General features: G+C 65.9%; 24 protein-coding genes. 4 read left to right on the top strand and 20 right to left on the bottom strand.

The features are described from left to right. Positions 1-151 precede the first annotated feature (151 nt). Together IWH25_RS04775 and glpK are read right to left on the bottom strand one after the other, a co-directional pair. Positions 152-1,708: a glycerol-3-phosphate dehydrogenase/oxidase gene (locus tag IWH25_RS04775; RefSeq protein WP_238999005.1), complete on the bottom strand. Its 1,557-nt coding sequence runs from the start codon at positions 1,706-1,708 to the stop codon at positions 152-154. Then, entirely contained in the window at positions 1,708-3,225 is a 1,518-nt protein-coding gene (gene glpK / locus IWH25_RS04770) for a glycerol kinase GlpK (protein WP_203388193.1), read from the bottom strand. Before glpK ends, IWH25_RS04775 begins: the two co-directional genes overlap by 1 nt. A gap of 125 nt (positions 3,226-3,350) precedes the next feature. On the opposite strand from glpK, the gene IWH25_RS04765 reads away from it, so the two are divergent. After that, positions 3,351-4,667: a hemolysin family protein gene (locus IWH25_RS04765; RefSeq protein WP_203388192.1), complete on the top strand. Its 1,317-nt coding sequence runs from the start codon at positions 3,351-3,353 to the stop codon at positions 4,665-4,667. A 9-nt stretch (positions 4,668-4,676) separates the two neighbouring features. Here IWH25_RS04765 and IWH25_RS04760 read toward each other — a convergent pair whose 3' ends face one another. The 11 genes from IWH25_RS04760 to IWH25_RS04710 form a co-directional block, all read right to left on the bottom strand. Continuing rightward, positions 4,677-5,525 carry an alpha/beta fold hydrolase gene (locus IWH25_RS04760; protein ID WP_203388191.1) on the bottom strand — a complete coding sequence of 283 codons (849 nt, stop codon included), beginning with the start codon at positions 5,523-5,525 and terminating at the stop codon, positions 4,677-4,679. 448 nt (positions 5,526-5,973) lie between these two features. After that, positions 5,974-6,882 (bottom strand): LysR family transcriptional regulator, encoded by a 909-nt coding sequence (locus tag IWH25_RS04755; RefSeq protein ID WP_141020839.1) that lies wholly within the window; start codon positions 6,880-6,882, stop codon positions 5,974-5,976. A 181-nt stretch (positions 6,883-7,063) separates the two neighbouring features. Continuing rightward, positions 7,064-7,621 carry an ankyrin repeat domain-containing protein gene (locus IWH25_RS04750; protein ID WP_141020301.1) on the bottom strand — a complete coding sequence of 186 codons (558 nt, stop codon included), beginning with the start codon at positions 7,619-7,621 and terminating at the stop codon, positions 7,064-7,066. A gap of 111 nt (positions 7,622-7,732) precedes the next feature. Further along, the gene (locus IWH25_RS04745) at positions 7,733-8,083 is read right to left on the bottom strand and encodes a YgdI/YgdR family lipoprotein (protein WP_141020300.1); all 351 of its coding nucleotides are present in this window, start codon (positions 8,081-8,083) and stop codon (positions 7,733-7,735) included. Positions 8,084-8,148: 65 nt separating this feature from the next. Continuing rightward, positions 8,149-8,535, bottom strand: a complete 387-nt coding sequence (locus tag IWH25_RS04740; protein WP_138860486.1) for a hypothetical protein — start codon at positions 8,533-8,535, stop codon at positions 8,149-8,151. Between the two features lie 41 nt (positions 8,536-8,576). Further along, entirely contained in the window at positions 8,577-11,696 is a 3,120-nt protein-coding gene (locus tag IWH25_RS04735; RefSeq protein WP_203388190.1) for an efflux RND transporter permease subunit, read from the bottom strand. Between the two features lie 15 nt (positions 11,697-11,711). Continuing rightward, on the bottom strand, positions 11,712-12,824 hold the full coding sequence (locus tag IWH25_RS04730) for an efflux RND transporter periplasmic adaptor subunit (RefSeq protein ID WP_203388189.1): 1,113 nt from the start codon (positions 12,822-12,824) through the stop codon (positions 11,712-11,714). Next, positions 12,821-13,384: a hypothetical protein gene (locus IWH25_RS04725; protein WP_050415476.1), complete on the bottom strand. Its 564-nt coding sequence runs from the start codon at positions 13,382-13,384 to the stop codon at positions 12,821-12,823. Before IWH25_RS04725 ends, IWH25_RS04730 begins: the two co-directional genes overlap by 4 nt. Before the next feature lie 17 nt (positions 13,385-13,401). After that, positions 13,402-14,664, bottom strand: a complete 1,263-nt coding sequence (locus tag IWH25_RS04720; protein ID WP_203388188.1) for a TolC family protein — start codon at positions 14,662-14,664, stop codon at positions 13,402-13,404. Between the two features lie 131 nt (positions 14,665-14,795). Then, positions 14,796-15,143 (bottom strand): hypothetical protein, encoded by a 348-nt coding sequence (locus tag IWH25_RS04715; protein ID WP_203388187.1) that lies wholly within the window; start codon positions 15,141-15,143, stop codon positions 14,796-14,798. Positions 15,144-15,271: 128 nt separating this feature from the next. After that, complete coding sequence (locus IWH25_RS04710; protein ID WP_203388186.1) at positions 15,272-15,610, bottom strand: DUF4148 domain-containing protein; 339 nt, start codon at positions 15,608-15,610, stop codon at positions 15,272-15,274. Positions 15,611-15,779: 169 nt separating this feature from the next. Here IWH25_RS04710 and IWH25_RS04705 point away from each other — a divergent pair, with 169 nt between their 5' ends. From IWH25_RS04705 to IWH25_RS04695, 3 genes are all read left to right on the top strand, one after another. Beyond that, positions 15,780-16,466 carry a heavy metal response regulator transcription factor gene (locus IWH25_RS04705; RefSeq protein ID WP_203388185.1) on the top strand — a complete coding sequence of 229 codons (687 nt, stop codon included), beginning with the start codon at positions 15,780-15,782 and terminating at the stop codon, positions 16,464-16,466. A 2-nt stretch (positions 16,467-16,468) separates the two neighbouring features. Next, the gene (locus IWH25_RS04700) at positions 16,469-17,806 is read left to right on the top strand and encodes a heavy metal sensor histidine kinase (RefSeq protein ID WP_203388184.1); all 1,338 of its coding nucleotides are present in this window, start codon (positions 16,469-16,471) and stop codon (positions 17,804-17,806) included. A gap of 160 nt (positions 17,807-17,966) precedes the next feature. Next, positions 17,967-18,437 (top strand): disulfide bond formation protein B, encoded by a 471-nt coding sequence (locus IWH25_RS04695; RefSeq protein WP_203388183.1) that lies wholly within the window; start codon positions 17,967-17,969, stop codon positions 18,435-18,437. Between the two features lie 195 nt (positions 18,438-18,632). Here IWH25_RS04695 and IWH25_RS04690 read toward each other — a convergent pair whose 3' ends face one another. From IWH25_RS04690 to IWH25_RS04660, 7 genes are all read right to left on the bottom strand, one after another. Continuing rightward, on the bottom strand, positions 18,633-19,151 hold the full coding sequence (locus tag IWH25_RS04690; RefSeq protein ID WP_203388182.1) for a hypothetical protein: 519 nt from the start codon (positions 19,149-19,151) through the stop codon (positions 18,633-18,635). A gap of 165 nt (positions 19,152-19,316) precedes the next feature. Continuing rightward, positions 19,317-19,988: a DsbA family protein gene (locus tag IWH25_RS04685; RefSeq protein ID WP_141020291.1), complete on the bottom strand. Its 672-nt coding sequence runs from the start codon at positions 19,986-19,988 to the stop codon at positions 19,317-19,319. After that, a complete protein-coding gene (locus IWH25_RS04680; RefSeq protein WP_203388181.1) occupies positions 19,985-20,437 on the bottom strand; it encodes a disulfide bond formation protein B in 453 nt (150 codons plus the stop codon). Before IWH25_RS04680 ends, IWH25_RS04685 begins: the two co-directional genes overlap by 4 nt. A 234-nt stretch (positions 20,438-20,671) precedes the next feature. Then, complete coding sequence (gene ccmI / locus IWH25_RS04675; RefSeq protein WP_203388180.1) at positions 20,672-21,928, bottom strand: c-type cytochrome biogenesis protein CcmI; 1,257 nt, start codon at positions 21,926-21,928, stop codon at positions 20,672-20,674. Beyond that, positions 21,925-22,467, bottom strand: coding sequence for a cytochrome c-type biogenesis protein (locus tag IWH25_RS04670; RefSeq protein WP_238999004.1), 543 nt, complete (start codon positions 22,465-22,467; stop codon positions 21,925-21,927). The genes ccmI and IWH25_RS04670 overlap by 4 nt, the downstream gene beginning before the upstream one ends. Next, a complete protein-coding gene (locus IWH25_RS04665) occupies positions 22,457-22,990 on the bottom strand; it encodes a DsbE family thiol:disulfide interchange protein (RefSeq protein ID WP_203388179.1) in 534 nt (177 codons plus the stop codon). The genes IWH25_RS04670 and IWH25_RS04665 overlap by 11 nt, the downstream gene beginning before the upstream one ends. A gap of 8 nt (positions 22,991-22,998) precedes the next feature. Next, entirely contained in the window at positions 22,999-24,972 is a 1,974-nt protein-coding gene (locus IWH25_RS04660; protein ID WP_203388178.1) for a heme lyase CcmF/NrfE family subunit, read from the bottom strand. Between the last annotated feature and the right edge of the window lie 132 nt (positions 24,973-25,104).

Genomic DNA, 25,104 nt, shown 5'->3' with positions numbered 1-25,104 from the left:
GCAAAGCGTTTCCTGTCGCGGACGGGGCGACACGCTGCCGGCGTCCGACCGATGCCGCCCGGGCGGCAGGCAGGCCAGGCGGCGTATTCTTTATTTCTAGGCGATCGCGGACGATGGCGAAAGTTCACAGCGACGACCGGCGGCCCGCCGGTCAGGACAAGCGGAAGCGGCGTGCGGCCAGCAGCGCTGCCGTCTGCAGCGCCTGCAGGCGCGCCGGCGACGGCGCCAGCTCCTCGTCGAGAATCTCCGCGACCCGCCCGATCGCCGCTTCGGCGGCGGCGGCGTCGATGAACAGCGCGCGCGTCCGCCGCGCCAGCACGTCCTCGATCGTGCGCGCCCCTTCGCAGCGGAACGCGAAGCGGACCATCGCCTCGTCATACGGCAATGCCGGATGCAGCGCACTGCCGGCGCCGGGCAGCGCCGCGACGGCGGCGGCGTCGCTGCCGTAAACGCTGCCGCCGCCGTCGGCGCAAGCGTGCAGGCACAGCCCGCGCGTCTCGCAGACGCCCGCCGGCAGGCCGGCGACGGCCGCCGCGCGGTCGACGACCTGCTCGGCCATCCAGCGGTAGGTGGTCCATTTGCCGCCGGTGACGGTGAGCAGCCCGCTGTCGCCGACGACGATCGCGTGCTCGCGCGACAGCGCCGCCGGCGAAACCTTGCCGCCGGGGCTGCCGGCGGCCGGCGCCAGCAGCGGCCGCAGCCCGGCGAAGACGCTGCGCACGTCGCTGCGCCGCGGCGGCCGCGCCAGCACGCCGGCGGCGGTGCGCAGCACGAAGTCGACCTCGCCGGCGAGCGGCAGCGGCTCGTCCGGCAGGTCGTCGCGCGCGGTGTCGGTGGTGCCGAGCAGCACCTTGCCCAGCCACGGGATGGCGAACATGACGCGGCCGTCCTCGGTTTCCGGCACCAGCAGCGCGCTGGCGCCGGGCAGAAAATCGGCGTCGACGACGAGGTGGATGCCCTGGCTCGGCGTCAAGAGCGGCGCGGTGCCGGCGTCGTCGAGGCGGCGCACGGCGTCGGCATAGACGCCGGTGGCGTTGATCACGGCGCGCGCGCGCACGGCGAATTCCTCGCCGCTCTCGGCGTCGCGCAGCACGCCGCCGCAGACGCGGCCGCCGGCCTTGAGCAGGCCGATCAGCGCGCAGTAGTTGAGGCAGGTGGCGCCGCGGTCGCGCGCGCTGCGCATCAGCGTCACCGCCAGCCGGGCGTCGTCGAACTGCGCGTCCCAGTAGCGGACGCCGCCGACGACGCCGTCGCCGCGCAGCCCGGGCAGCGCGGCCAACGTCTGCCGGCGGTCGAGCAGTTCCGAGGCAGCGATGCCGCGGGCGCCGGCGAGCAGGTCGTAGAGCTTGAGCCCGGCGCCGTAGCGCAGGCGCTCGCCGAGGCCGCGCAGCGGGATGACGAAGGGCAGCGGCCGCACCAGCGGCGCGGCATTGGCCAGCAGCCGGGCGCGCTCGGCCAGCGCATGGCGCACCAGCGCCAGGTCGCCCTGGCGCAGGTAACGGACGCCGCCGTGGATCAGCTTGGTGCTGCGCGACGAAGTGCCGCCGGCGTAGTCGCCGCGCTCGACGAGCAGCGTGCGGTAGCCGCGCGCCGCGGCGTCGACGGCGCAGCCTAGACCGGTGGCGCCGCCGCCGACGACCAGCACGTCCCACTCCGGCCCGTTGCGCAGCCGGTCAAGGTCGGCGGCACGCTCGCCGGGCGCCGCCATCAGTCGGCCTCGGCCCAGGCCAGGCTGCGCGCCACCGCGCGGCGCCAGCCGGCAAGCAGCGCCGCGCGGCGGTCGGCCGCCAGCGCCGGTTCGAAGCGGCGCGCGACGCGCCAGTGCGCGTCGAGCTCGGCCTCGTCCTGCCAGAAGCCGACCGCCAGCCCGGCGAGGAAGGCGGCGCCGAGGGCGGTGGTTTCGGTGACCTGCGGCCGCAGCACCGGCACGCCGAGCAGGTCGGCCTGGAACTGCAGCAGCAGGTCGTTGGCGGCGGCGCCGCCGTCGACGCGCAGTTCGGCGAGCGGCTGCCCGGCGTCCTCGGCCATCGCCTGCAGCAGCTCGGCGCTCTGGTAGGCGATCGCCTCCAGCGCGGCACGGGCGAGGTGCGCGCGCGTGCTGCCGCGGGAGAGGCCGAGCAGCGCGCCGCGCGCGTGCGGGTCCCAGTACGGCGCGCCGAGCCCGGCGTGCGCCGGCACCAGGTAGACGCCGCCGCTGTCCGGCACGCTCGCGGCGAGTGCCTCGACCTCGTCCGCGGCGTTGATCAGGCCGAGCCCGTCGCGCAGCCACTGGACGACGGCGCCGCCCATGAAGACGCTGCCTTCGAGCAGGTAGGTGGTGTCGCCGCCGCGCCGCCAGCCGATCGTGCTCAGCAGGCGCCGGCGCGATTCGATCGGCCGCGCGCCGGTGTTGAGCAGCAGGAAGCAGCCGGTGCCGTAGGTGTTCTTGGCCATCCCCGGCCGCCGGCAGGCCTGGCCGAAGGTCGCCGCCTGCTGGTCGCCGGCGGGCGCGGCGAGCGGGATCTCGTCGCCCAGCCAGTGCGCGCCGATGCGGCCGACCACGGTGCTGCTGTCGGCCACCTGCGGCAGCAGCGCGGCGGGAAGGTCGAGCAGCGCCAGCAGCTCCTCGTCCCAGCAGCGGCGGTGGATGTCGAAGAGCAGCGTGCGCGCGGCGTTGGAGACGTCGGTGACGTGCGCGCGGCCGTCGGTGAATTTCCAGGCCAGCCAGCTATCGACGGTGCCGAAGGCCAGTTCGCCGCGCTCGGCGCGGGCGCGCGCGCCGGGCACGTGGTCGAGCAGCCACTTGAGCTTGGTCGCGGAGAAGTAGGGGTCGAGCAGCAGGCCGGTGCGGCGGGCGAACAGCTCGCCGTGGCCGGCCGCCGCCAGCGCCTCGCAGAGGCCGGCGGTGCGCCGGTCCTGCCAGACGATCGCCGGCGCCAGCGCGGCGCCGCTGGCGCGATCCCAGAGCAATGTCGTCTCGCGCTGGTTGGCGATGCCGACGGCGGCTATGCGGGAAGCCGGCACGCCGCTGTCGCGCAGCACCGCGCGGGCGACCGCGAGCTGGCTCCGCCAGATCTCCTCGGGGTCGTGCTCGACCCACCCCGGCCGCGGATACGACTGCGCGAATTCCTGCCGCGCCGCGGCGCAGGGGCGGCCGCCGCGGTCGAAGAGGAGGGCGCGGGAGCTGGTCGTGCCCTGGTCAAGGGCGAGGACGTAATCGCGACGAGCGGCCGTGCTGGCAGGCATGACGAACCCCGGAACGAGGATGACACCGGCAGTATAGCGAGCGGACCGGGCGCCGCGCTCTGCTAGAATCGGATGTCTTAGAACACCGTGGCCACGCGCGGACCCCGCGCCGGGTGGCCAACGCCATGGACATAGTCTTACTGCTCGTACTCATCCTCATCAACGCCGCCTTCGCGATGTCGGAAATGGCGGTCGTCTCCTCGCGCAAGTCGAGGCTGCAGAGCCTCGCCGAGGACGGCAGCATCGGCGCCGACGCGGCGCTGTCGCTGCACCAGAACCCCTCGAACTTCCTGTCGACGATCCAGGTCGGCATCACCAGCGTCGGCATCCTCAGCGGCGCCATCGGCGAGGCCGTGCTCGCCGACCCGCTGACCGTGTGGATCGCCGCGATCCCGCCGCTCGAGACCTACGCGCGCGGCATCGCGCTGACGATCACCGTCGTCGGCCTGACCTACTTCTCGGTGGTGATCGGTGAGCTGGTGCCGAAGCAGCTGGCGCTGCTGGCGCCGGAAGGCATCGCCTCGCTGATCGCGCGACCGATGATGCTGCTCTCCAGCCTCACCCATCCGCTGGTGATCCTGCTGTCGACCTCGTCGTCGCTGGTGCTGCGCCTGTTCGGCGCCCGCCGCAAGGAGGAGCCGCCGGTCACCGACGACGAGATCAAGGTGCTGATGGAGCAGGGCGCCGAAGCCGGCGTCTTCCATGAGAGCGAGCAGGCGATCGTTTCCAACGTGCTGCGCCTCGACGAGCAGCGCATCGCCGCGATCATGACGCCGCGCCGCGACATGTGCGTCGTCGACCTCGACGACGGCGAAGAGGCGGTGCGCCAGCAGATCATCGACAGCGAATTCTCGCGGCTGGTGATCTGCCGCGACGGCCTCGACCACATCCTCGGCGTGCTGCAGAAGGGCGACCTCTTGAAGAAGGCGCTGCCCGGCCTGCCGCTCGGCATCGCCGACGTCGAGGCGGTGCTCCATCCGCCGCTGTACGTGCCGGAGGCGGTGTCGACGACGCAGCTGCTGGAAAACTTCCGTCGCGCGCGGCTGCAGTTCGCGCTGATCGTCGACGAGTACGGCGAGGTGCAGGGGCTGGTGACGCTGACCGACGTGCTGTCGTCGATCGTCGGCGAGCTGGTCGAGCCGGAGGCGCCGGAGGACCGCGACATCATCCGCCGCGAGGACGGCTCCTGGCTGGCCGACGGCGACGTCGGCATCGAGCGCCTGAAGGCCGAGCTCGACATCGGCGACGACCTGCCCGGCGAGGAGGAGAACAGCTTCCACACGCTGGGCGGCTTCGTCATGCACATGCTCGGTCGCATCCCGGTGCCGGCCGACCACTTCGTCGCGGTCGGCTGCCGCTTCGAGGTGATGGACATGGACCGCAACCGCGTCGACAAGGTCCTGATCAATGCCGTGCCCGAAAGCGGCGACGCGGCCGGCTGACAGCACCGTTCAGGGCGAGGACTCCCGTCCGCGCGCCCGCTCGAGCAGCCACGGCCACTCCTCGGCCCAGCAGCAGTCGTGGCCGAAATCGGCAACGTAGATCAGCTCACCGCCACGCCGGCCGACGTAGCTCGCGGTGAACGCCGGCGGCACGACCTCGTCCTCGCCGCCGACGAAATGCGTCGCCCGCAGCGTGCGCGGCAGCGCCGGCTGTTCGGCCGGATCGCTCGCCGCGGGTAGCGGCCCCAGGCGGTTGAGCGCCGCCCAGTCGGCGAGCGCCAGCGGCGCGGCGACGGTGATCAGTTCGACGACGTCCTGCCGCCGGCCGGCGAGCAGCGTGGCGACGGTGCCGCCCCCGCCGTAGCCGACCAGGCTGACCCGGCGGGCGCCGCTGCGCCGCTTCAACTCGTCGACCGCCGCCAGCATCGAAGCGATGACCTCCTCCTCGAAGCGCCTTTCCACCCAGTGCTGGCTGTCGCACGACGGCAGCGCCGCATCGGCAAGGTATTGGCACGGCCGCGCCAGGTAGGCAACCAGCGGCGACTCGTCCTGGTGCGCCATGCGCAGCGCGTGCGGCGTCCGCGGCGTCGGCTCGATCGGGCGGTAGGGCGACGGCCGGCGATTGCCATCGCCTTCGATGTAGATCACCAGCAGGGAATCGGCACGCCGCTGGCGGAGCAGCGAGAAGAGGCGGAACGGCCGCGTCTCGAGGGTCGCCGCCTGGTAGCCGCGCGGCGTCGCCCAGGATTCGATCTCGGCCTGCGTCGCGCCGCTCTTCGGCATGATGCCGGCGCAGCCGGCGAGCAGCAGCGCTGCGGCAATCGCCAGCGCTGCGGGCGGCAAGATCCGTCGGCGCATGTCCGCCTCGCGGCGCCTAGGCGCGCCGGGCCGCCGCCGGCGGCACCTGCGGCGCGGATGAATGGCATGCGAGCATCTTTCCCCCCTGCGGACGGCAACGCGGCACGCCCGAACGACGACGCGGGCGCGGGTCCGCCGCCGATTCTGCAGCAGGCGCCGGCAAACGGCAATTCGACGCAGCGGGGAAGGGGGAAGCGGTGGAGCGGGCGATGGGAACAGCACCCGGTCGCTAACTCGCTTATTACGAACGTCTTTTCCGATCCAAGCGTCACGGAATGGACTCGATTGTGGACTCAAGTCTTCGGCCTGGTCAACGCAGGCCGTTGCGGGTGATCCAAAGCGAGCCAAGCACATCCACCAACAGCCAGAGCATCGGATTTCATTCCGAAGTCTATCTGTCTACTGGCACACCGCGCCACAGGTCGCAACGGACAGGTGAGCTGCGTCCTCAAAGGACTGGCTCATCATCGACCGGCGCGGCCTCGTCTTTCACCCGCTCGATGAACCGCTTCATGGGCTCCGAGGGTTCGCCCTGGCGGCGCAGCAGGTAGGTGGAGAGCGTCGGTGGAATGCCGGCCAGGGGACGAATGGAGATGTCCGGGCGCTGTAGCGTCTGCACTTGCGAGGCGATGGCGAAGCCGATGCCGTAGCCGGCGCCGACCAGGGTCAGCATCACGCCCAGGCTGGTCACTTCATCGACCAGCTTGAGCGGCGTGCTCGCGTCCTGCAGCATCGTTTGAATCTGATGGCGGCAGCCCGATCCCGATTCGGGATGGCACAGAACCAGCGGGAATTTCAAGGCTTCGGCCAGTGGCACCTGCACGTGTGCCAGCAAGGGATGGCGTGCGGGCACGATCACCGACAGCGGATCGGTCCACACCGGCTCGGCGACGAGGCCATCATGCACCGCGTTTGACAACGCAAAGCCGATGTCCAGCAGATCGTTGTGCAGCATCTTGATCTGCTGCGCGAACGGCAGCTCGAAGACGCGAATCTCCAGCTCGGGCTCATCCTCGCGGCTGCGTGCCAGCAAGGTGGCAATGCGGGGCTGCGCCAGGCTGTCGCAGATGGCGATGCGCAGACTGCCCTGGTAGCCCTGTGCCGCCGCCTTGGCGCTCTTGACTGCCTGCTCCACGGTAGCCTGCACGCGCCGGCATTCGCCGAGGAACACTTGGCCGGCCCAGGTCAGCCGCGTCAGACGTGTGCTGCGGTCGAACAACTGTACGCCAAGCTGGTTTTCCAGGTCGCGCATCGCACGCGACACAGCCGATTGCTCGATGCCCAGACGCTCGGCTGCACGGGCCAGATGCAGTTCTTCCGCAACCGCGACGAAGTAACGCAGCAATCTGAAATCCAAGGCCGCCTCCTGCCTGTCTTGTTCTGGTTCGGCCGCTCCGGCGCCAGCACCTCCATCCACATCCCGTCAGCACCTCGTTTGTCGTTTTCAGAAGGCAAATGCACGGAAGTTGCGGAGTGGACTTCACGGGACCAGTTGGAGCCGGGGTAAGGGGGGGTGTGACGGGCGTCGAGGGTTGGAATCACATTGTCTCGTTCGGACTGTTCCGGACGTGGCGATTCGTGTGCCGGGCTCGAGGCCCCTCCAGGATGGCGACGATGTCCTGCCGCCCCAAAGTCTGCGCGAGCCAGAGTTCGTCATGTCCCTCCGCATCGAGCTGGTTCCGCTTCGCACCGCCGACGAGGAGATGCCGGACCACCGACGTGTGGCCCTTGTAGACGGCCCAAAACAAGGGCCACTCCCCGTCCTCGTTTCGCGCGTCGGGACTGGCGCCGCGGCCGATCAGGAACGACACGATGTCGGCATGACCGTTGAAGGCGGCCCAGAAGAAGGGGGTCCATCCCCGACGATCGGGCAGGTCGACCGATGCACCACCTGCCAGTAGGCAGTCGACGACCGCCCATTGGCGATGATATGCCGCCAGGAAGATCAGGCTGCACCCCTCGACGTCCTGCCAGTTGGCGGGCAATCCGTCAGCCAGCCACCTCCGCACTTCCGCGACGTCGCCTTCTCGAACGGCGTCGAGCAGTGCAGGGACGACTCGGTCGCGCCAGGCTTCGTGATGGATGTCGTCATGCATCGTATCGGCCCTGACGAGACGAACCAAGGCTCCCCGGCCGTTGATCCATCGCAACGCCCGCCTGCGCCCTTCGAGACAAGCGCATCAATTGAATTCCATCCGGTCGAATGTTCATGAGTTGCGCTTCGGGATCGGTGCGTTGCAGTCCTTGAAGTTCACATACACTTTGTCACCGACCTGCAATTGCGCATCTGCAGGCAACTTTGCGGCGCGCGCGTACGGGTGGCCATTGCGCAGAAACGCAACCATCACGTACGGCGTGTCGCCTTCCGCGTCGGACGCCTCGGCCCTGCAGTCATAGAACGAAGGCCGCTTCAAGCTAGTCGCCAGCCCGATTTCGACAACAGTTCCTTTGCGCCACCCGTCCGCCTCGGAGTATTTCCCTTCCAGCACGGTGGGGCTCGCACATCCAGCCAGTCCACCGAGGGCCACGACGACCATTCCTGCAGCAAGAGTTTTCATTGAGTCACCTTTAGATCGCATGGGATGGCCACCCGCAGCGACGTGCTGCGGGCAGCCGGACGGCGTCACTTCAGCGTGAAGCGCGCGGTGGTGGAGGGTTTGCCCGGCAGCGTGACGACGGCCACCAGCTTGGTGCCGGCGCCCACCTTGAAGCTCCCCTTGGACTCCAACCGGTCGCCGGCAGGCTTGAGTTCGACTTCCTGCTTTTCGGTGCCGGTCAGGAGCGTGAGCTTCGCGCTGCCGTTGGCCACATCGACCGGCTTGCCGTGATCGCGCAGGTGCAGTTGGATGACGTCAGGCTTGGCGACGAGCTCGAGGTCGATATCCTTGACCTCGACCACCAGACCACCGTGCAGGGATTCATGTCCGTGGGCATGATCGTGCTTGTCCGCCGCGAAGGCAGGACCGACGGCCACCAGGGCAGCCAGGGCGATGAGCTTCGAGAGTTTCATGTTTTCTCCTTTCAGGATTCGATTGTGTAAGCGCATCAGCGTTAGAACGCTTCGGCATTGCGGTCATTGAGCAGGCGTTCGACGTCGCGGCGACCGAAGAGCCAGAACATCGCCGGGGTGAGGAAGGTGTCGAGCAGCGTCGAGCTGATGAGCCCCGAGAAGATCACCACGGCGACCGGATGCAGGATCTCGGTGCCCGGGCGTTCGGCCTCGAACAGCAGCGGCGCCAGCGCGAAGGCGGTCACCAGGGCGGTCATCAGCACCGGGGAGAGACGTTCCAGCGAGCCGCGCAGGATCATTGCGTGATCGAAACCTTCGCCTTCGATGCGCATCAGGTTGATGTAGTGGCTGACCTTCAGGATGCCGTTACGCACCGAGATGCCCGCGAGCGTGATGAAGCCGATCAGCGCCGCAACCGACAAAGGCTGGCCGGAGATCCACAGGCCAATCACTGCACCGACCAGCGCGAGCGGAATGTTGGACATGATCAACGCCGAGAGCCGTACCGACTTGTAGCGGCTGTAGAGCACGACAAACATCAGCACGAGCGACACGATCGAGAGCAGTCCGACGAGGCGCGAGGCTTCCTCCTGCGCCTGGAACTGCCCGCCGAGCGTGATGAAGTAGCCCTCGGGTAGCTTCATATCGGCTACCGAGGTGCGGATGTCCTCGACGATCTCCGACAGCGGGCGCTGCTGCGCATTGGCCGACAGCACGATGCGGCGCTTGCCATCGTCGCGGCTGACCTGGTTCGGCCCGTCGCCGTCCTCGATGGACGCGAGTTTCGACAGCGGGACATGCCCGGTCGGGGTTTCGATGAGAATCTGCGCGAGCCCCTCGACCGACCGCGCCGACTCGGGCAGGCGCACGACCAGCGCGAAACGCCGTCCGCCTTCGACGATCTGGGTGACTTTCTCGCCTTCGACGAGGTTCTGCAGCGCGGCGAGGATCTGCGGTGCCGGCACGCCGTAACGCGCCGCCGCCGCGTAGTCGATGCGGACCTTGATCTGCGGCGCGAGCACCTGCTTCTCGATCTCGAGGTCCGCGAGTCCGGGGATCCCGGCGAGCCGAGCCCGCAATGCATCGGCCTGACCCCGCAGCGTGTCGAGATCCTCGCCGAAGATCTTGATCGCGATCTGCGAGCGCACGCCCGAGAGCATGTGATCGATGCGGTGCGAGATCGGCTGACCGATCGCGATCGCAGCTGGCAGGTTCACGAGCCGCGCGCGGATGTCGGCGGCGATTTCCCCCATCGAGCGGGTGAGTTCAGATGCCGCTTTGAGCCCGACATCGAGCTCGCTGACATGCACGCCTTCGGCATGTTCATCGAGTTCCGCACGTCCGCTGCGGCGTCCGACGTGTGTGACTTCAGGCACTTGTTTCACCAGCACCTCGGCCTGCTGCGCGAGCGCCGTCGACTCGGCGAGCGTCACCCCCGGGTTGAGCCGCATGCCAATCAGCAGGGTGCCTTCATTGAAGGGCGGCAGAAAGGTCGTCGGGAAGAACGGCACGGCCACCGCGGCGATCACGACAGCCATGGCTCCCGCGGTCACGGCCGCCTTGGGGCGATCGAGGACCGCCTGCAAGCCACTGCGATAGCGCGCCTTGAGCCAGGCAAGCACGCGCGTGTCGCCGTGTTCGAGCGACTTCATGCGGGGCAGCAGATAGAAGGACAGGACCGGGGTCACCGTCACCGACACGACCAGCGACGCCAGCGTCGAGACGATAAACGCGATACCGAGCGGCACGAAGAGCCGCCCCTCCATACCTGGTAACGCGAACAACGGCAGAAACACCAGCACGATGATGATCGTCGCGTAGAGGATGGCCGAGCGGACTTCCATCGTCGCGTGCGCGACGAGTTCGATAGGGTGGAGCCGGTGATGGGGATGCTTGACCCGCTCTTCCTTGAGCCGGCGCAGCACGTTCTCGACGCCGACAACGGCGTCGTCGACCAGACCACCGATCGCGATGGCGAGGCCTCCCAGCGTCATCGTGTTGATGGACAGGCCGAAATACTTGAATACCAGCGCCGTCATGAAGATCGACACCGGGATCGCAGTGAGTGCAATCACCGTCGGCCGCAGCGTGCCAAGGAAGAAGAACAGGATCGCCGCGACAAACACCGACGCACCGATCAGCTTGCCCTGCAGCGTGCCGATCGACGCCTCGATGAAGCTCGCCTGACGGAAAGTCACCGCCGGCGCATCCATGCCAGTCGGCAACGATTTCTTCATTTCGTCGAGCGCGGCCTCGATCGAGCGGGTGAGGTGAATGGTGTCCGCGGTCGGCTGCTTCTGGATGCCGAGAATGACCGCCGGTTTGCCCTCGAAACCCGCATCGCCACGTCGCAGCGCCGGGGCAAAGGTCACGGCCGCGATCTGGCGCATTAGGATCGGCTGACCGTCGCGTGCGGTAATCGCGAGATTCTTCAGATCCTCCAGGTTCGAGGTGCGTCCGAGGTTGCGGATCAGGTATTCGCGCCCGGTGAGTTCGAGGAAACCACCTGAAGTGTTCGACGAGAAGCCGCGGATCGCTGCTTCCATCTGCTCCAGCGAGATGCCGAGTTCCGCCATGCGCCGCGTATCCGGCTGCACCTGGAACTGCCGCACTTCACCGCCGATCGGGATGACCTGAGCGATGCCGGGGATTGCCATGAGACGCGGACGCAGCACCCAGTCGGCGTATTCGCGCACCTGCATCGGCGAGATTTTCGCGGTGTCGATCGGGATCGCGATCTGCATGATTTCGCCCATCACGGAGCTGATCGGCCCCATGCGCGGAATCGCGTCCTCAGGCAGTCCTTCCTCCATCGCGGACAGGCGCTCCGACACCATCTGCCGGGCCCGAAAAATCTCGGTGCTCCAGTCGAAGGTGACGTAGATGAAGGACAGCCCTGCACTCGAAATGGAGCGCACCGACTCCACGCCGGGCAGGCCGTTCATCGTCGTTTCGAGCGGGAAGGTGATGAGCTGTTCGACTTCCTCCGCCGCCATGCCGCCGGATTCGGTCATGATTGTGACCGTCGGCTTGTTGAGGTCCGGGAACACGTCCACGGGCGTGCGTGTGAGCGTGAATGCGCCGTAAGCCATCAACACCAGGCTGGCGATGATCACCAGCAGCCGGTTTCCGAGACTATTGTCGAGTAGCCACTTGAACATCGGTCGGGCTCCCCGTCAGCGGATCTGGTTGATGAGGGTGGCCGCGTTTGTGGCGACGCGCTCCCCGGCCGCGAGGCCCGACGTCACCGCCACATTTGCCCCGTCGAGCGGCGCGGTCGTGACGGTGCGGGGCTCGAAGCGCTCCGGCGCGGTCTTGACCCACACGATGGTCTGGTTCGCCGGGTTCTTCAGCACCGATCCTGCGGGCACACTGACGCCCTGCAGCGTGCTGCGCGTCTGCACGAACACCTCGACCGGTTGCCCGACGGCGAAGCGCGCCAGCGAATCGCCCGCGGCACCGAAAGCGAGCGGCAGCGCCTGCTCGCGCAGACTGCGCGCCGCGCCAAGGAAATCGAGCTTCACGCGTTGCTCGCCCACCGCAACGCTCGCGCCGGCGACATCGACGGCAGTGTCGGCATCGTAGGCCAGCGCCTCGACGCGCAGGCGCTTCGGATCGACGATCTCGAACACCAGTTCGCGGGCATCGACGACTTGCCCGGCGACCGCGTTGCTCGATGCGATGACGCCCGCGACGGGTGCCATGAGCGCATCGCGATTGCTGAGCCCCGCACCCACCGCCGTCGCGCGGGCCGCGAGACTCGCGAGTTCGCTCTCGGCCGCCTCGATTTCCTTGCGCGGAATCGTGTCGGCGAGCTCCTTCAGCCGCGCCACGCGCTTTTCCGCGAGCACTTTGGCGGCCCGCAATTCGGCTAGTTGGGCCATCTGGTTCGAGCGCTCAATCTGCCCCGCCGATGGCACGACGTACGCGAGCACCTCGCCTTTTTTCACCGTCTGCCCGATCCCGGGCAAGCCACGCGGCCCGGCTTCGAGGCGGCCGGCGACCGCCGCCTGCACCTTTCCGCCCGCGTTGGGGTCCATGACGACTTTGCCGGCGAGCGCCACCGTGCGCGGCAGCTCGCCCGCTTCCGTGACCAGCGTGCGCACGCCGATCTGGCGTTGTGCCGGCTTGGGCAGAAATACGCTGCCATCGGGCAGCCGTCGCGGACCATTGCCGCCGACGGGCGCCGTGTCCTCGTCGCCGTGGTCGTGACCGTCTCCGGCGAATGCATTCCACGATGCACCGGCGGTGATGAGGCACAGCATGACCAGCAGGATTCGCGGTTTCATGCGACACCTCCGGCCGAACGGTTGCGGGCGTTTCCCTTGCGCAACGCGGCCCATCCGACGAGTCCGAGCACGAGAACGCCGGCACTCACCCACCCTGCGTAGGGTTTCAAGCCTGGTCCGGCCGTATCGTCGTGCGCTTCGGTGGCTTCTTCATGCAGATCCAGCTCGCCGGCAAGAAGATCCGTGTCTTGTCCGGCAACGACCGTGGCCGTCACGGACACGACGCCCGGCTTGAGTGCTTCCTGCAAGGTGGCTTCGAATTCGCCGTCGGCATGTGGCTCGACGGAAATCGCCTTGCCGTCGAGTTGAAGCTCCAGCGTCGCGTCCTTGACCGGGCTGTTGTCGGTGAAGCGGTCGAGATAGAGCGTGATGTTCTTGCCGTCGACCACGCCGACCAGTTCGAAGAGATCCGAGACGGCGGTGAATCGCGGCAGCGCCGGGCCGGCCGCGGGCGCCGGGGCGTCACCGTGGTCGTGGCCTTCGCCGGCCAAGGCCTGGGGCGTGACGCCCGCAAGGACGACGGCAAGACTCCACGCCGCCAGGGTAGGGGAAGCTTTCATGTTCGGGTTCCTGGTGTTCATTCGGGAAGAAGGCCCATGGCCTGCCGCAGCGCGGACACGGCCGCGGCCAGTTCGATGCGGGTGCGCGCCACCTGACGCTCGGCTTCGGCGGCCTCGAGTTCGATGCGCAGGCGGGTCGGCAGATCGGTTTCGCCGAGGCGGAACGCCTTCTGGAAGAAGCCGCGCGACTCATGCGCCAACTGTGCGCGCCGCTCGGCAGAGGCGACCAAGGTGCGCGCCGATTCGACCCGGACGCGTGCCGTGTCCACTTCGGTCGCCAGGCGTTCGCGTTCCAGTCGAAGCTGGGATTCGGCTTCGATCGCCTCGGCACTGGCGCTGGCAACACGAGCGCGGTTGCGGGTATCGGACCCAAATGGAATGCGTACGCCGACCGTCACCGTCTGTTGCCAGGATTCGCCGGATGCGCCGCGCTCGCGCGTCGTCGCCAGACGCAGCTCGGGATTGGCGCGGCCCTGAATCCCGGCGAGGTTCATGCTGCGTTGTGCAAGCTCCGCCCGATCGCGCAGTTCGGCGACAGCAGGATGCCCCACTTCTGGTGCAGAAGGGGTGGCAGTGACGGGCTCCGCTTCGGCCACGGGGAACCCTTCCGCAGCAGGCGCAGGTGTCACGCCGGTCAGGGAGCGCACCTGTTGTTCAACGCTCGCAAACGCGCCGCTGGCCTCGGCGAGCGCCGCTTCGGCGGTCGCGAGCGCTCCGTCCGCCTGATGCTGGTCGGCCCGAGCGAGATCGCCGGCCCGAACCCGTTTCGATACATCCGAGGTGAGTTCGCGGGCGTTGGCAAGCCGCTCGCGTGCGACCAGGACATCGATGCGCGCGCGCTGCCAATCCCAGTACGCGGCCCGCACCGCAGCGGCCGTGCGCAGTTGTGCCGCAAGCGTGCGGCTCGTACTCGTGCGCACTTCGGCATCGGCAAGGGCCGCGGTCGATGCGCGTTCGCCGGGCAACCACAGCGGCGCCGCGAGGCCGATCTCGTATTCACGGCTGCCGTCGTTGCGGTGGAGCTGGTCGGTCTTGCCCGACACTTCGAGTGCCGGCGGTTCGGCCGACCAGCTGTCGGCGCTCTCGCGTCGTGCCAGCGCAGCCGCCCGGCGCATGTCGAGCGACTGCGCCTCGGGCTGACGCGCCCACGCGGCGTCGAACGCCTGCCTGAGCGTGGTTACGACAGGCGATGCAGGGGACGCGGCTTGCGCCCACGCCCCGCTGGCCGCGAGTCCGAGCAGCAGCCCCGGCAGCCAGTTGATGCGAATTCTTCGAAACATCCAATTCTCCGTTGATGACGAGACACGGAAAATCGGCAAGGCGCGATCAGCTCGATCGCAATGGACGCGCGGCAATGCCGTTCAGAACGGTGAAACTGCCGGAAAGAGAATGGATGCGACCGCCCTGCCGATCAGGCAGGGTGTCGCCACTTGGGGCGCTCTGGTTCCGAGAAATGCCCGGCAAGGGGCCACACTTGGGCGTCCCCATGAGTTGTCGCAATCACGAGGTCGAGGGCCGGCAATCCCGTGCCGCTCGGCAACGCGGTGCAACTGGCCGCATGGCAGAAACTGCAGTCGACATCGATTCCGCCGGCCTTGGGCCAGGACTCGTCGTCGACCTCGCCCTGATGCTTATGCTCGTGGTGGCCGAGATGGTCCGCCGCAGCACCGGCTTCATGCTCGCAATACGCACTCACTGCCGCCCAACTGACTTGGATTGGCAGAAACAGCAGGAAGAGAATCGCGAACCAGCGGCGCATGGGGACGGATTGTAGCGGTACGAACGGAAATGAAAAATAGCGTTGCCAACATCTTGTTGGCCGTCATCGTTGCGACGCATGACCGCCCGCCCCGAGGCACCAGGGGCTCCGCGCTCACACCGCCGCGATCATTGCCCGAAATAGAGTTCGTCCATCTGCGCCCGCTCCTCGGGCGATATGTTCGCCAGTTCCTTGAGCACTTGCTCGCGCGTTTTACCCGGGCCGGTATCGCGTGATGGAACGGGCACCCCGCGCTGCAGGTAGAAATAGCTTCCGTCCGCCTTGGCCTGCTCGAGCTCACGCAACACTTCAGCACGCGTTTTGGTGCTCGTCACATGATCGGGGAAAGAGGTGTAACCCACCTCGCCGCCGGTGAAATGCCATTCCGAGTTCGCTTGAGCGACGTTCGGCACGACCAGGACGACAGCGAGGATAGGGAGGACGGTGGCGGTTCGGATTATTGACATGATGAAGGCTCCTATCGTTGACACGGGACATGCGTCCCGGCGGTGGCCGCTGCATACGCCATGTGCCGGGTACGGGGCGTACTGTAGAAAACCGTCCACGTCGAATCGCGAACAGCCCGATTACGAATTCGTAATGTCGCCGCACTGCGCTCTTCGCGATAATTCGCGCATGAAAATCCTGGTCGTCGAAGATGAGCCGAAGCTCGCCGAATACCTGCGCAAGGCGCTGACCGAGAGCAGCTACGTCGTCGATGTCGCGCACAGCGGCACCGAGGGGCGCTACCTGGCGATCGAAGGGCATTACGCTCTCGTCCTGCTCGATGTCATGCTGCCGGGCCTGGACGGCTTCGCCGTCCTGCGCGAACTGCGACGCGACAAGCACATACCGGTGCTGATGCTCACCGCGCGGGACAAGGTGGAGGATCGCGTGAAGGGTCTGCAGGCGGGTGCGGATGACTATCTGGTAAAGCCTTTCGCCCTATCCGAACTGCTCGCACGCGTACAAGCGCTGTTGCGGCGTGGCGCCCGCCCGGCGGCCGGTCAGGATCCCACTGTCCTCAGGCTGGCCGACCTCGAAGTCGATCTGGTGCGGCGCAAGGCGTCGCGCTCCGGGCAGCGGCTCGATCTGACGGCCAAGGAATTCACGCTGCTGACCTTGCTCTTGCGCCGACACGGACAGGTGCTGTCGCGCACCGCGCTGGCCGAGCAGGTGTGGGACATGAACTTCGACAGCAATACGAATGTTGTGGAGGTTGCAGTGCGCCGCCTGCGCAGCAAGCTCGATGACCCCTTCGCGAAGAAGTTGCTGCACACCGTGCGCGGCATGGGCTACGTCCTGGAAGACCGGGAAGCCTGAGGATGCGCAATCCGCGTTCGCTTGGCCGTTGGCTGTCTTGGTGGCTTGCCGTGCAGACCTTCATCGGGCTCGGATTCGTCTGCGCCGTCGTGTATGTGGCCACCAGCCTCAACTTTTCCGCCAGGCAGGCTGAGGAGCTGCGGCACAAGCAGGACGTGATCCGCCACCTTGTCCGCGAGATCGCGACGCCGGAGGACCTGCCGAGCCTACGCCACAAACTTGACGATTTCTTCATCGGCCATGCCGACCTCAAACTGCGGCTGACCGAGGACACCGAGACGCTCCTCTACATGACGCCACCGGCCCCCGAGCCCCCCGCGAACCTGCGTCGGGTTAAATTCGAGATTCCTTCACCGTGGTCGGGCGCAGTCGTGCTGCGTGCCGAATTGGCGCTCGACAGCAGTTCCGATGCCCAATTGCTGAGGCAGCTGGCGTGGACGCTACTGGCGAGTGCGTTGGCCGGCGCCGTGCTCGTCTCCGCTGGGGGGGCGTGGCTCGTGCGACGCGCACTGTTGCCCGTCCGCGACTTGGCTCGACAAGCCGCGGCGCTCAGTCCGGAAAACGTCGGTCAGCCGCTGGACGGCGCTGCTCAGGCCGAGGAATTGCAGCCTTTGGTCACGCACTTCAATGCCCTTCTAGCCCGCCTGGACGGCGCCTATCAGCAACTGGAAGGTTTCAATGCGGACGTCGCCCACGAACTGCGCACGCCGCTGGCGACGCTGATCGGCGAAACCGAACTCGCCCTGAGCCGCGAACGCGGCATTTCCGAGTTGTTGGACGTGCTGGGATCGAACCTCGAGGATCTGCACCGCCTGGCAGGGCTCGTCAATGACATGCTGTTCCTGTCGAAGGCCGACCGCGGCGAGCGGGCGCGCCGAACTCCTGTCGGCAGCCTCGCCGCCCTTGCGGCCGAGGTGGTCGAGTTCCACGATGCCGCACTGCAGGAGGCTGGTGTCAGCGTTCGCGTGCGCGGAGACAGCGGTGGCGCCTTCGATGCGGCTTTGTTGCGGCGGGCCGTATCGAACCTCCTCGCCAACGCGACAAGGTTTGCGGAGTGCGGGTCAACGATCGAGTTGGACATTGAGCCCGACAAATCTGGCGGTGTTCGCCTGTCCGTCAGCAACGTAGGGCCGGTAATTCCTGCCGAACATCTTCCACGCCTGTTCGACCGCTTCTATCGGGCAGACCGTGCCCGCGAACATGGGGACACCAATCACGGACTCGGGCTGGCGATCGTCGCAGCGATCGCGCGCATGCATGAAGGCACCCCGTTTGTCCGCTCCACCGGCGGCACGACAACCGTCGGTTTCAGTATTTCCGTTGCGGGCGAAAGGCATTGACCCGTCGCCACGTGGCGGGTAGCGTGGGCGAGTTGGATCGTGGCTACTCCGATGATGTGCGCGGCGCCCGCGAGGGGCGAGTCCATCTGCGCGAGCGGCATCGCCGATACCTCGCGACTCAGCCCCTGATACCTGCTCTACTCTTGCGAGATCCAAGTCGATGAACATCCACGAGCGCCCATCGGCGGAAGGCCTTTTCGGCATCAGCTGGATGCTGGTTTTGGTGGGTTGGTCGATCGCCGCCCTGTCGATGATCGGCGCACTTTACCTGAGTGAATACCTGCGAATTGAGCCCTGCGTCATTTGCTGGTATCTGCGCCTCTTCATGTTTCCGCTAACTCCGGTCCTCATGGTGGGGCTGTTCCTCTTCGACCGGCACGTCGTGCTCTATGCACTGCCTCTGGCGAGCGCCGGATGGCTCGTCTCCGTTGTCCATCTGCTGCGGACCTCCGTGACGACGCCGGTCGAGGTAGCTTCTTGCTCGCCGATCACGCCGTGTAGCGAGACGCAGATCATGTGGATGGGTTTCGTGGCAATTCCGCTGTTGTGGACGACCGTCTTCTCGGTCATTAATGTGCTCCTGATCGTTGCACGCTTCAGCCGCACAACATCCCGGGAGTATGTCGCCTAGTGCTCTCTTCGCCGAGCGTGCGATCGTTGCTGAGTCTGTCACGCGGTTCGAACACAGCCAACGTTCGTTGTCTGCTGCGGATGGTGAGACCACGCGCGTCGGGCCCAGAGTTCGTCGGCTCCGGAGAAATAGGCCCGACGGCCAACGATCGGGCTTGAAGCCGCGGCCGGCAGACTCTCGGCCACTCCCGCATCCTCACCGCGGCGGCTGCATCCACATGTAGTTCTGATGCTGCATCATGTGGTCCATCATCTGCTGCTGCATGCCCATGTAGCGATCCATCATGTACTGGCGCTGCTTCATCTGATCCGGGGTGAGCTTCGAGTAATAATCCCCCATTCCGCGCCATCCCATCATGTGACCGCCCTTCATTCCGCCGTCCATCATCGGGCCGCCCGCACAACAGCCCATCATGCCCGGTCCCCGCATCCCGTGCATCGTTCCCATGCCGTTTCGCATCATTTCCCAGTGCTCCTGAAGCAGCTTCTGCCGCTCCTGCGGATCCTGGGTCTGGCGGATCTTCTCCATCTGCTCCTGCATCCGCTGCATGGTCTGCTGCATCTGCGCCATCTGCTTGTCGAACTCGGCGACGTCAGGCGCTTGCTGCTGCATTTGAGCGTCTTTCGCGGACGGGGCCGCCGTCGGCTGCGCCAGACCCGGAGCGGCCGGAAGCACCGCTGCCACCATTGCTGCCATCAAGATCGTCTTCTTCATTTCGCATCCTCCTACTCGACAGAAAGAACACTTTCGAACGTCTTCGCTCCTATCGCCGCAACAACTGGAGCCCATTTGCCATGCCTGGTATCCGCACGAAGCCGGACTTCGAAGCCTTTTAGCGTAATCATTCCAGATCTGATGCGGAGGAATTCCAAGCCCGCCTCATCGTCCATCTTGCCGGGTTCGTGAGGCTTCCGTCAGCGCACTGTTTACCAACTGCTTGAGCGGTTCGTATCCAAAGCGCGGCAACGGCTGCCCATTCACGAAGAACTCAGGTGTCTTCGTGACGTTAAGCGCCTGTGCGTCGGCAAGATCCTGTTCGATGACGCGTGCGATTTCTGGCGCGGCCATATCCGCGCGCATTCGTGCAAGATCGAGCCCCAACCCTTCGAGATGCTTCCAAACGAGATCCACCTGCGCCGTATGATGTGGTGCCCACTCTGCCTGCGAGGCGAGCAGCGCCTCGAGTGCCGGCCAGAGTTTGCCCTGCTTGCGGGCAGCCTCGAGCACGGCAACAACGTCTTCCGATCCCTCATGGAACGGCGCATAACGCAGGACGAGGCGAATGTCGTTCGGGTTCGCCGCCATCATTTGCTTCACCAATGGATAGAAACTACGACAGGTTTCGCATGCGGGATCGAGAAATTCAACGATTACGACCTTCGCCTGCATGTTGCCAAGCGTCGGCGAATGCATCCGAATCAGGCGGTCCCGATTGCGATCGACCACTTGCTCCGTTTGCTCGGCCGTTTCAGCCTTGTGGTTCATCGTTGCGACGGCGAACACAAGCAGCAGTAGTACGACGGCGCCAAGAAACACGGTCTTTTGCTTCATTTAGAACTCCGAAGATAGGCACAGATTAGCAAAGTGATGATGATCGAGAAGGCGATGACCGACAGCAGCGGGATCGTCAGGAAGCCGAACCATTCGATGACCGTCTGTGAGCACGGGACACCCTGCGTGCAGGGACGGACATCCTCAGGGATCACACCGGCGACGAGAAGTTGATGGAACACCGCGACCAATCCGCCAATGACGGCCAGCGGTAGGGAATAGCGAATAACTTTCCAGTCGAACGGAAACAGCCCCATCGGAAGAATCAGTGCGAGTGGAAACATGAAAATGCGTTGGTACCAGCACAGCGAGCAAGTCGGAAGCTTCATGATTTCACCGAAGAACAAGGCTCCAAGCGTCGATGCACTTGCGATTAGCCACGCGACGAAAATGATCGTCCAACCTGTTGTGGTTTCAGTGCTCGTCGAGTTGATTTCGGTTGTAGCCATTGATTGGTGACTCAGTGTAAAAGCAGTGGCAAGAGTGCCGCACAAGTAAACGTCGGCCTGATATCTCGATCAGCCTGGTAGCGCGGTATGCGCGCTGTCAGTGCATACCCCAAAAGGGTGCCCCAAGACAGATCTGACCTGCTTGAAGAGGCAAGGTCGATCGAGCGTAAAACCCATCGGAGGAAGTCTTCATCGTCGGCGAGTGAGATCAGGATGCCAGCGATGAGAACAGGATTACTCGCGTATCCGGTCAATCACGACCGCAACCGCTGTGGCGTTGGGCGCCACAGCGACAGTGCGGCCTTCCAAGTCGCCCGATCGGGGCGCGGCCTCGCTTAGCTTGGAGACGCGAGCACCAATCGAAACCCGGTCGGGCACCGGCCCGTCCGACATCCGCTCCGCTTTCTCGAAGCTGAATTCCGCGGGAAGATCCGCCACGCGGTAGCGCAATGCCGCGAGCGGTTTCCCGCCCTGCGCCGGACGCACGAAAAGAAAGACGGCATCATCGGCGGCAGCGCGCGAGGCAATCTCGGGCGCCAGAGTGACGCGTCCCTTGACCGTGAGTCCGGAGAGGGGAGCGCCGACGCCGGCCTCTTTGTCCGCGCCGGCCTGCGGCAGGGCCTCGTGGTCGAGCGCAGGCATACCGCCCTTGGTCCGCGCCTCGTTGATGCTCGCCCGGATCGAACGGGCGAAATCTTCGCTCGGTGGCACCTGCGCGAGGACCTGCTCCCAGTAAGCGGACGCCTTGACGAAATCCTGTTGCTGGAAAGCAGCAGTGCCAGCAAGCGCCAGCGCTTTCATGTGGTTCGGATCGAGCGCCAGCGCCCCCTTCACAAGCCGCTCTGCCTCGCCCGACACCTTGCGCCCCTGCGCCCCTGCGATCAGGTCGCCCCACTCGGCGAACACGTCCGGATGCTCAGGCATGTCATGGCCGATCTTCTGATAGGTTGCCGTGGCCGTCTGGAAGTCCTGCATCATCGCGTAGGACCGCGCGAGCATCACCCAGCCCTCGGGGTTGTCCGGATCACGCTCCAGCCGGGTCGCGAGCTGCGAAACCATTTGCGCGATCTGCGCGGGCGAGATCTCGTGACCGCCTTCCGGCGCAGCAGTCTGAACCGGATCCAGTCCGTTCGGCTCCCCGAGTGTCAGGTAGATACCGATCGCCAGTACTGGCACGGCAAGTGCCGATAGCAGCGCCCAAACCCGCGATGGACGTAGGTCCGTATGCGATTGCGCAGCCTCGCCCTCCTCAAGCGCACGCTGCTCCAGCTCGCTGCGTGCCCGGTGGTATTCGGCTTCGTCGATGTCACCCGCGGCGAATGCGTTCTCGATCTCGACCAATTGTTCACGCAACACTACCAGTACGATTTCGGCCTGGCGTTGCGCTTGTTGCGCATGCGCATGGATACGACCTGCCCCGAGCATAGGCGGCAGGACGAGCAGCAGGGCACCAGCGACCAGCGCGGCGGCCAGAATCAGGAAGACAGTCACGAGCGGGGCTCCTCGGGAGGTAACGGTGCGCCGTCGAGCAAAGCGCGGGCGCGGTTGCGTTGGTCGTTGTTGAGCGCGGCGGATGCAGGCTCGTCGGCGCGCCCGCGCAGGCGCAGCGCGAGCCAGCCGACACCGCTGAACAGCAGCAGGCCGGGGCCTACCCATAGCAGCAGGGTGATGCCGTTTACAGGAGGAAGATAAAGAACGAAATCGCCGTAGCGAGCCACCAGGTAATCGATCACCTGATCTTCGCTTTTCCCAGCCGCGAGCTGTTCACGCACCTGGTTGCGCAGGTCCACCGCCAGCGGCGCATTCGATTCGGCGATGGACTGGTTCTGACACACCAGGCAGCGAAGCTTGTGCGACAACTCGGTCACCCTCTCCTCGAGCACGGGGTCGGCCGCGAGGAGTTCCGCCGCTCCGCCGCGCTGCGGCGCTTGGGCGAGCACGCCCGGCGCCGCACCGACCAGAAGGGCAAGGGACAAAAAAAGCGCCAGCACAGCAGAAACCGTCACTCGATGCATCAGATCAACCCGCACGCTTCAACTCCGCAATCTTGGGCAGGATCAGATCACGCACCGCCTCGGGCGTCACCGGGCCGATGTGCTTGTAGCGGATCATGCCGGCCTGGTCGATGAGAAAGGTTTCGGGCACGCCATAGACGCCATAGTCGATACCCACACGCCCATCCGCATCCATTACCGATGTCGTGTACGGATCTCCGTGCTTATGCAGCCAGCCGATGGCGTCGTCGCGGCCGTCCTTGTAGTTAAGCCCAACGATCGGCACGACCTGTTGGCGTGCCAAGTCGATCAGCACCGGGTGCTCTTGCAGACACGCTGCACACCAGGACGCCCAGATGTTAAGCAGCCAAACCTTTCCGCGCATGTCGGCAAGGCTGACGTAACCGTCAGGGTTTTCAAGTTGCGACAGGCGAAACTCGGGCGCCGGCTTGTCGATGAGCGGCGAAGGGACTAGACGCGGGTTCAGGGTGAGGCCTAACCCGAGAAAGCCGGCTAGCACCAGGAACAGCACCAGGGGAACGAGAAACTTGGCTTTCATGACGCGATTCAGGCTGTCTGACCGACGGCGGCGGACGACGCACTTCTCTCGGCCAGGCGGCGATAGCGGCCATCACTGGCGGCGAGGACGCCCCCCACTGCCATGAGAATGCAGCCGAGCCAGATCCAGCTGATGAAGGGTTTGTAGAAGAGATGGACGATCCAAGCCCCGTCCTCGAGCCGCTCGCCGAGGGATATATACACATCCCGGAACGGACCAACGTCAATTGAAACTTCGCTCATTGGCATCTGCTGCGCGTGATAGAGACGCTTTTCCGGGCGCAGTGTGGCGACGGGAGATGCGCCGCGGGTCAGTTCGACGGTGGCACGCGCAGCTGCATAGTTTGGCCCTGTCGCATCGACCACCTCGCGCAAAGTGAAGGTGTAGCCGGCAAGTAATGCGTGCTGCCCCGGATGCATCTTGAGGTCGGTACTCTGCTGAAGACCGCCTACCATCGTCACACCGACAATGAATATGCCAATCCCAAGGTGTGACATCCACATCCCCCACCACGCACGAGGGATCCCGCGCAGACGGACGGGCGTAGCTGTACCCGGGCGATCAGCCAGCCGGCGCACAAGGATTTGAACGCTGCCGATGACCACCCACGCCGCCAGCGACAGCCCGAGCACGGTGCGCCAGGTAGCGTGGCCAATGAGGAACGCGGCAGCCGCACCAGCTACCACGCTCGCAACGAGCCCCGGCACGACCTGGCGCGCGACGCGCGAGCCCTCGTCGGTCTTCCAGCGGATGAAGGGACCGATCATCATCAGGATCACGACTGGCGCCATCAGCGGCACGAACACGGCCTCGAAATACGGTGGCCCGACGGAGATCTTGCCCAGGTTCAGCGCGTCGAGGAACAGCGGGTAGAGCGTACCCAGCAGCACCGAGGCGCACACCACCGACAACAGAACGTTGTTGCCCAAGAGCGAAGTGTCGCGCGAGACGAACGCGAAACTGCCCCCGCCGGCAAGCCGCGGCGCCCGCCATGCATAAAGGGTGAGCGAGATGCCGATCACCAGCACCAGAAGCGCGAGGATGAAAAGACCGCGCTTCGGATCGGTTGCGAACGCATGCACCGAGGTCAGCACCCCGGAGCGCACCAGGAAGGTACCCAGCAGCGACAGCGTAAAGGTTCCGATCGCCAGCAGCACCGTCCAACTGCGGAAGGCGCCACGCTTTTCAGTCACCGCCAACGAATGCATCAGCGCCGTACCGAGCAGCCACGGCATGAAGGAGGAGTTCTCCACCGGATCCCAGAACCACCAGCCGCCCCAGCCGAGTTCATAGTAGGCCCAGCCCGAACCGACCGCGATGCCGGCGGTGAGGAACACCCAGGCAACGGTGGTCCAAGGACGCGACCAGCGCGCCCAGGCGGCATCGAGGCGGCCGGTCAGCAGCGCCGCGATGGCGAAGGCGAAGGCGACCGAAAAGCCGACGTAGCCCATGTAAAGGAGCGGCGGATGGATGATCATCCCCGGGTCCTGCAGCAGCGGATTGAGGTCGCGCCCCTCGGGCACCGCCGGCAGCAGGCGGTCGAACGGGTTGGAGGTGATGAGGGTAAAGGAAAGGAAACCTACGCTCACCCAGCCCAGCACGCTCAAAACCCGCGCCATGAACGCTTCCGGCAGCTTGCTGCTAAAGATGGTCACGGCGACGGTCCACAACGACAGGGTCAGCGCCCACAGCAGAAGTGAGCCCTCGTGGCTGCCCCACACGCCTGTGATGCGATAGATCATCGGCGTAGCCGTATTCGAATGCATCGCCACGTATTGCACCGAGAAGTCGTTCTGCACGAACGCCCAGGTAAGGCAGGCGAAGGAGATGGCGAGGAACACGAACTGCCCCTGCGCAGCCGGCCGCGCCACGGCCATCAGCGCAAGGCGGTTGCGGTGCGCGCCAACCAGCGGCACTGTAGCCTGCATTAGCGAGATCACAAGCGCGAGAATGAGGGCGAAATGACCGAGTTCAGGAATCATTGCTTCACCGTCCGCGACGTCTTATATACGGGGCTCATTGCGTCCAAGGTCTCTAACCGCCCGTAATTCCGCTCCGTCAATAAATCCGGCCGCAATCTCTCGCATGCCACTGCGATGGCCTCGGCCGTAAGG

Origin of the sequence: Azospira restricta (assembly GCF_016858125.1) — a bacterium.
Classification (GTDB): domain Bacteria; phylum Pseudomonadota; class Gammaproteobacteria; order Burkholderiales; family Rhodocyclaceae; genus Proximibacter; species Proximibacter restrictus.
The sequence above is the reverse complement of the archived record's forward strand: the minus strand, read 5'-3'. Positions and strand labels throughout refer to the sequence as shown.

Coding starts and splice junctions, on each gene's coding strand:
- IWH25_RS04775 (WP_238999005.1), bottom strand. CDS start 1,708: ATGGCGGCGCCCGGCGAGCGTGCCGCCGACCTTGACCGGCTGCGCAAC.
- glpK (WP_203388193.1), bottom strand. CDS start 3,225: ATGCCTGCCAGCACGGCCGCTCGTCGCGATTACGTCCTCGCCCTTGAC.
- IWH25_RS04765 (WP_203388192.1), top strand. CDS start 3,351: ATGGACATAGTCTTACTGCTCGTACTCATCCTCATCAACGCCGCCTTC.
- IWH25_RS04760 (WP_203388191.1), bottom strand. CDS start 5,525: ATGCGCCGACGGATCTTGCCGCCCGCAGCGCTGGCGATTGCCGCAGCG.
- IWH25_RS04750 (WP_141020301.1), bottom strand. CDS start 7,621: ATGCATGACGACATCCATCACGAAGCCTGGCGCGACCGAGTCGTCCCT.
- IWH25_RS04745 (WP_141020300.1), bottom strand. CDS start 8,083: ATGAAAACTCTTGCTGCAGGAATGGTCGTCGTGGCCCTCGGTGGACTG.
- IWH25_RS04740 (WP_138860486.1), bottom strand. CDS start 8,535: ATGAAACTCTCGAAGCTCATCGCCCTGGCTGCCCTGGTGGCCGTCGGT.
- IWH25_RS04735 (WP_203388190.1), bottom strand. CDS start 11,696: ATGTTCAAGTGGCTACTCGACAATAGTCTCGGAAACCGGCTGCTGGTG.
- IWH25_RS04730 (WP_203388189.1), bottom strand. CDS start 12,824: ATGAAACCGCGAATCCTGCTGGTCATGCTGTGCCTCATCACCGCCGGT.
- IWH25_RS04725 (WP_050415476.1), bottom strand. CDS start 13,384: ATGAAAGCTTCCCCTACCCTGGCGGCGTGGAGTCTTGCCGTCGTCCTT.
- IWH25_RS04720 (WP_203388188.1), bottom strand. CDS start 14,664: ATGTTTCGAAGAATTCGCATCAACTGGCTGCCGGGGCTGCTGCTCGGA.
- IWH25_RS04715 (WP_203388187.1), bottom strand. CDS start 15,143: ATGCGCCGCTGGTTCGCGATTCTCTTCCTGCTGTTTCTGCCAATCCAA.
- IWH25_RS04710 (WP_203388186.1), bottom strand. CDS start 15,610: ATGTCAATAATCCGAACCGCCACCGTCCTCCCTATCCTCGCTGTCGTC.
- IWH25_RS04705 (WP_203388185.1), top strand. CDS start 15,780: ATGAAAATCCTGGTCGTCGAAGATGAGCCGAAGCTCGCCGAATACCTG.
- IWH25_RS04700 (WP_203388184.1), top strand. CDS start 16,469: ATGCGCAATCCGCGTTCGCTTGGCCGTTGGCTGTCTTGGTGGCTTGCC.
- IWH25_RS04695 (WP_203388183.1), top strand. CDS start 17,967: ATGAACATCCACGAGCGCCCATCGGCGGAAGGCCTTTTCGGCATCAGC.
- IWH25_RS04690 (WP_203388182.1), bottom strand. CDS start 19,151: ATGAAGAAGACGATCTTGATGGCAGCAATGGTGGCAGCGGTGCTTCCG.
- IWH25_RS04685 (WP_141020291.1), bottom strand. CDS start 19,988: ATGAAGCAAAAGACCGTGTTTCTTGGCGCCGTCGTACTACTGCTGCTT.
- IWH25_RS04680 (WP_203388181.1), bottom strand. CDS start 20,437: ATGGCTACAACCGAAATCAACTCGACGAGCACTGAAACCACAACAGGT.
- IWH25_RS04665 (WP_203388179.1), bottom strand. CDS start 22,990: ATGAAAGCCAAGTTTCTCGTTCCCCTGGTGCTGTTCCTGGTGCTAGCC.
- IWH25_RS04660 (WP_203388178.1), bottom strand. CDS start 24,972: ATGATTCCTGAACTCGGTCATTTCGCCCTCATTCTCGCGCTTGTGATC.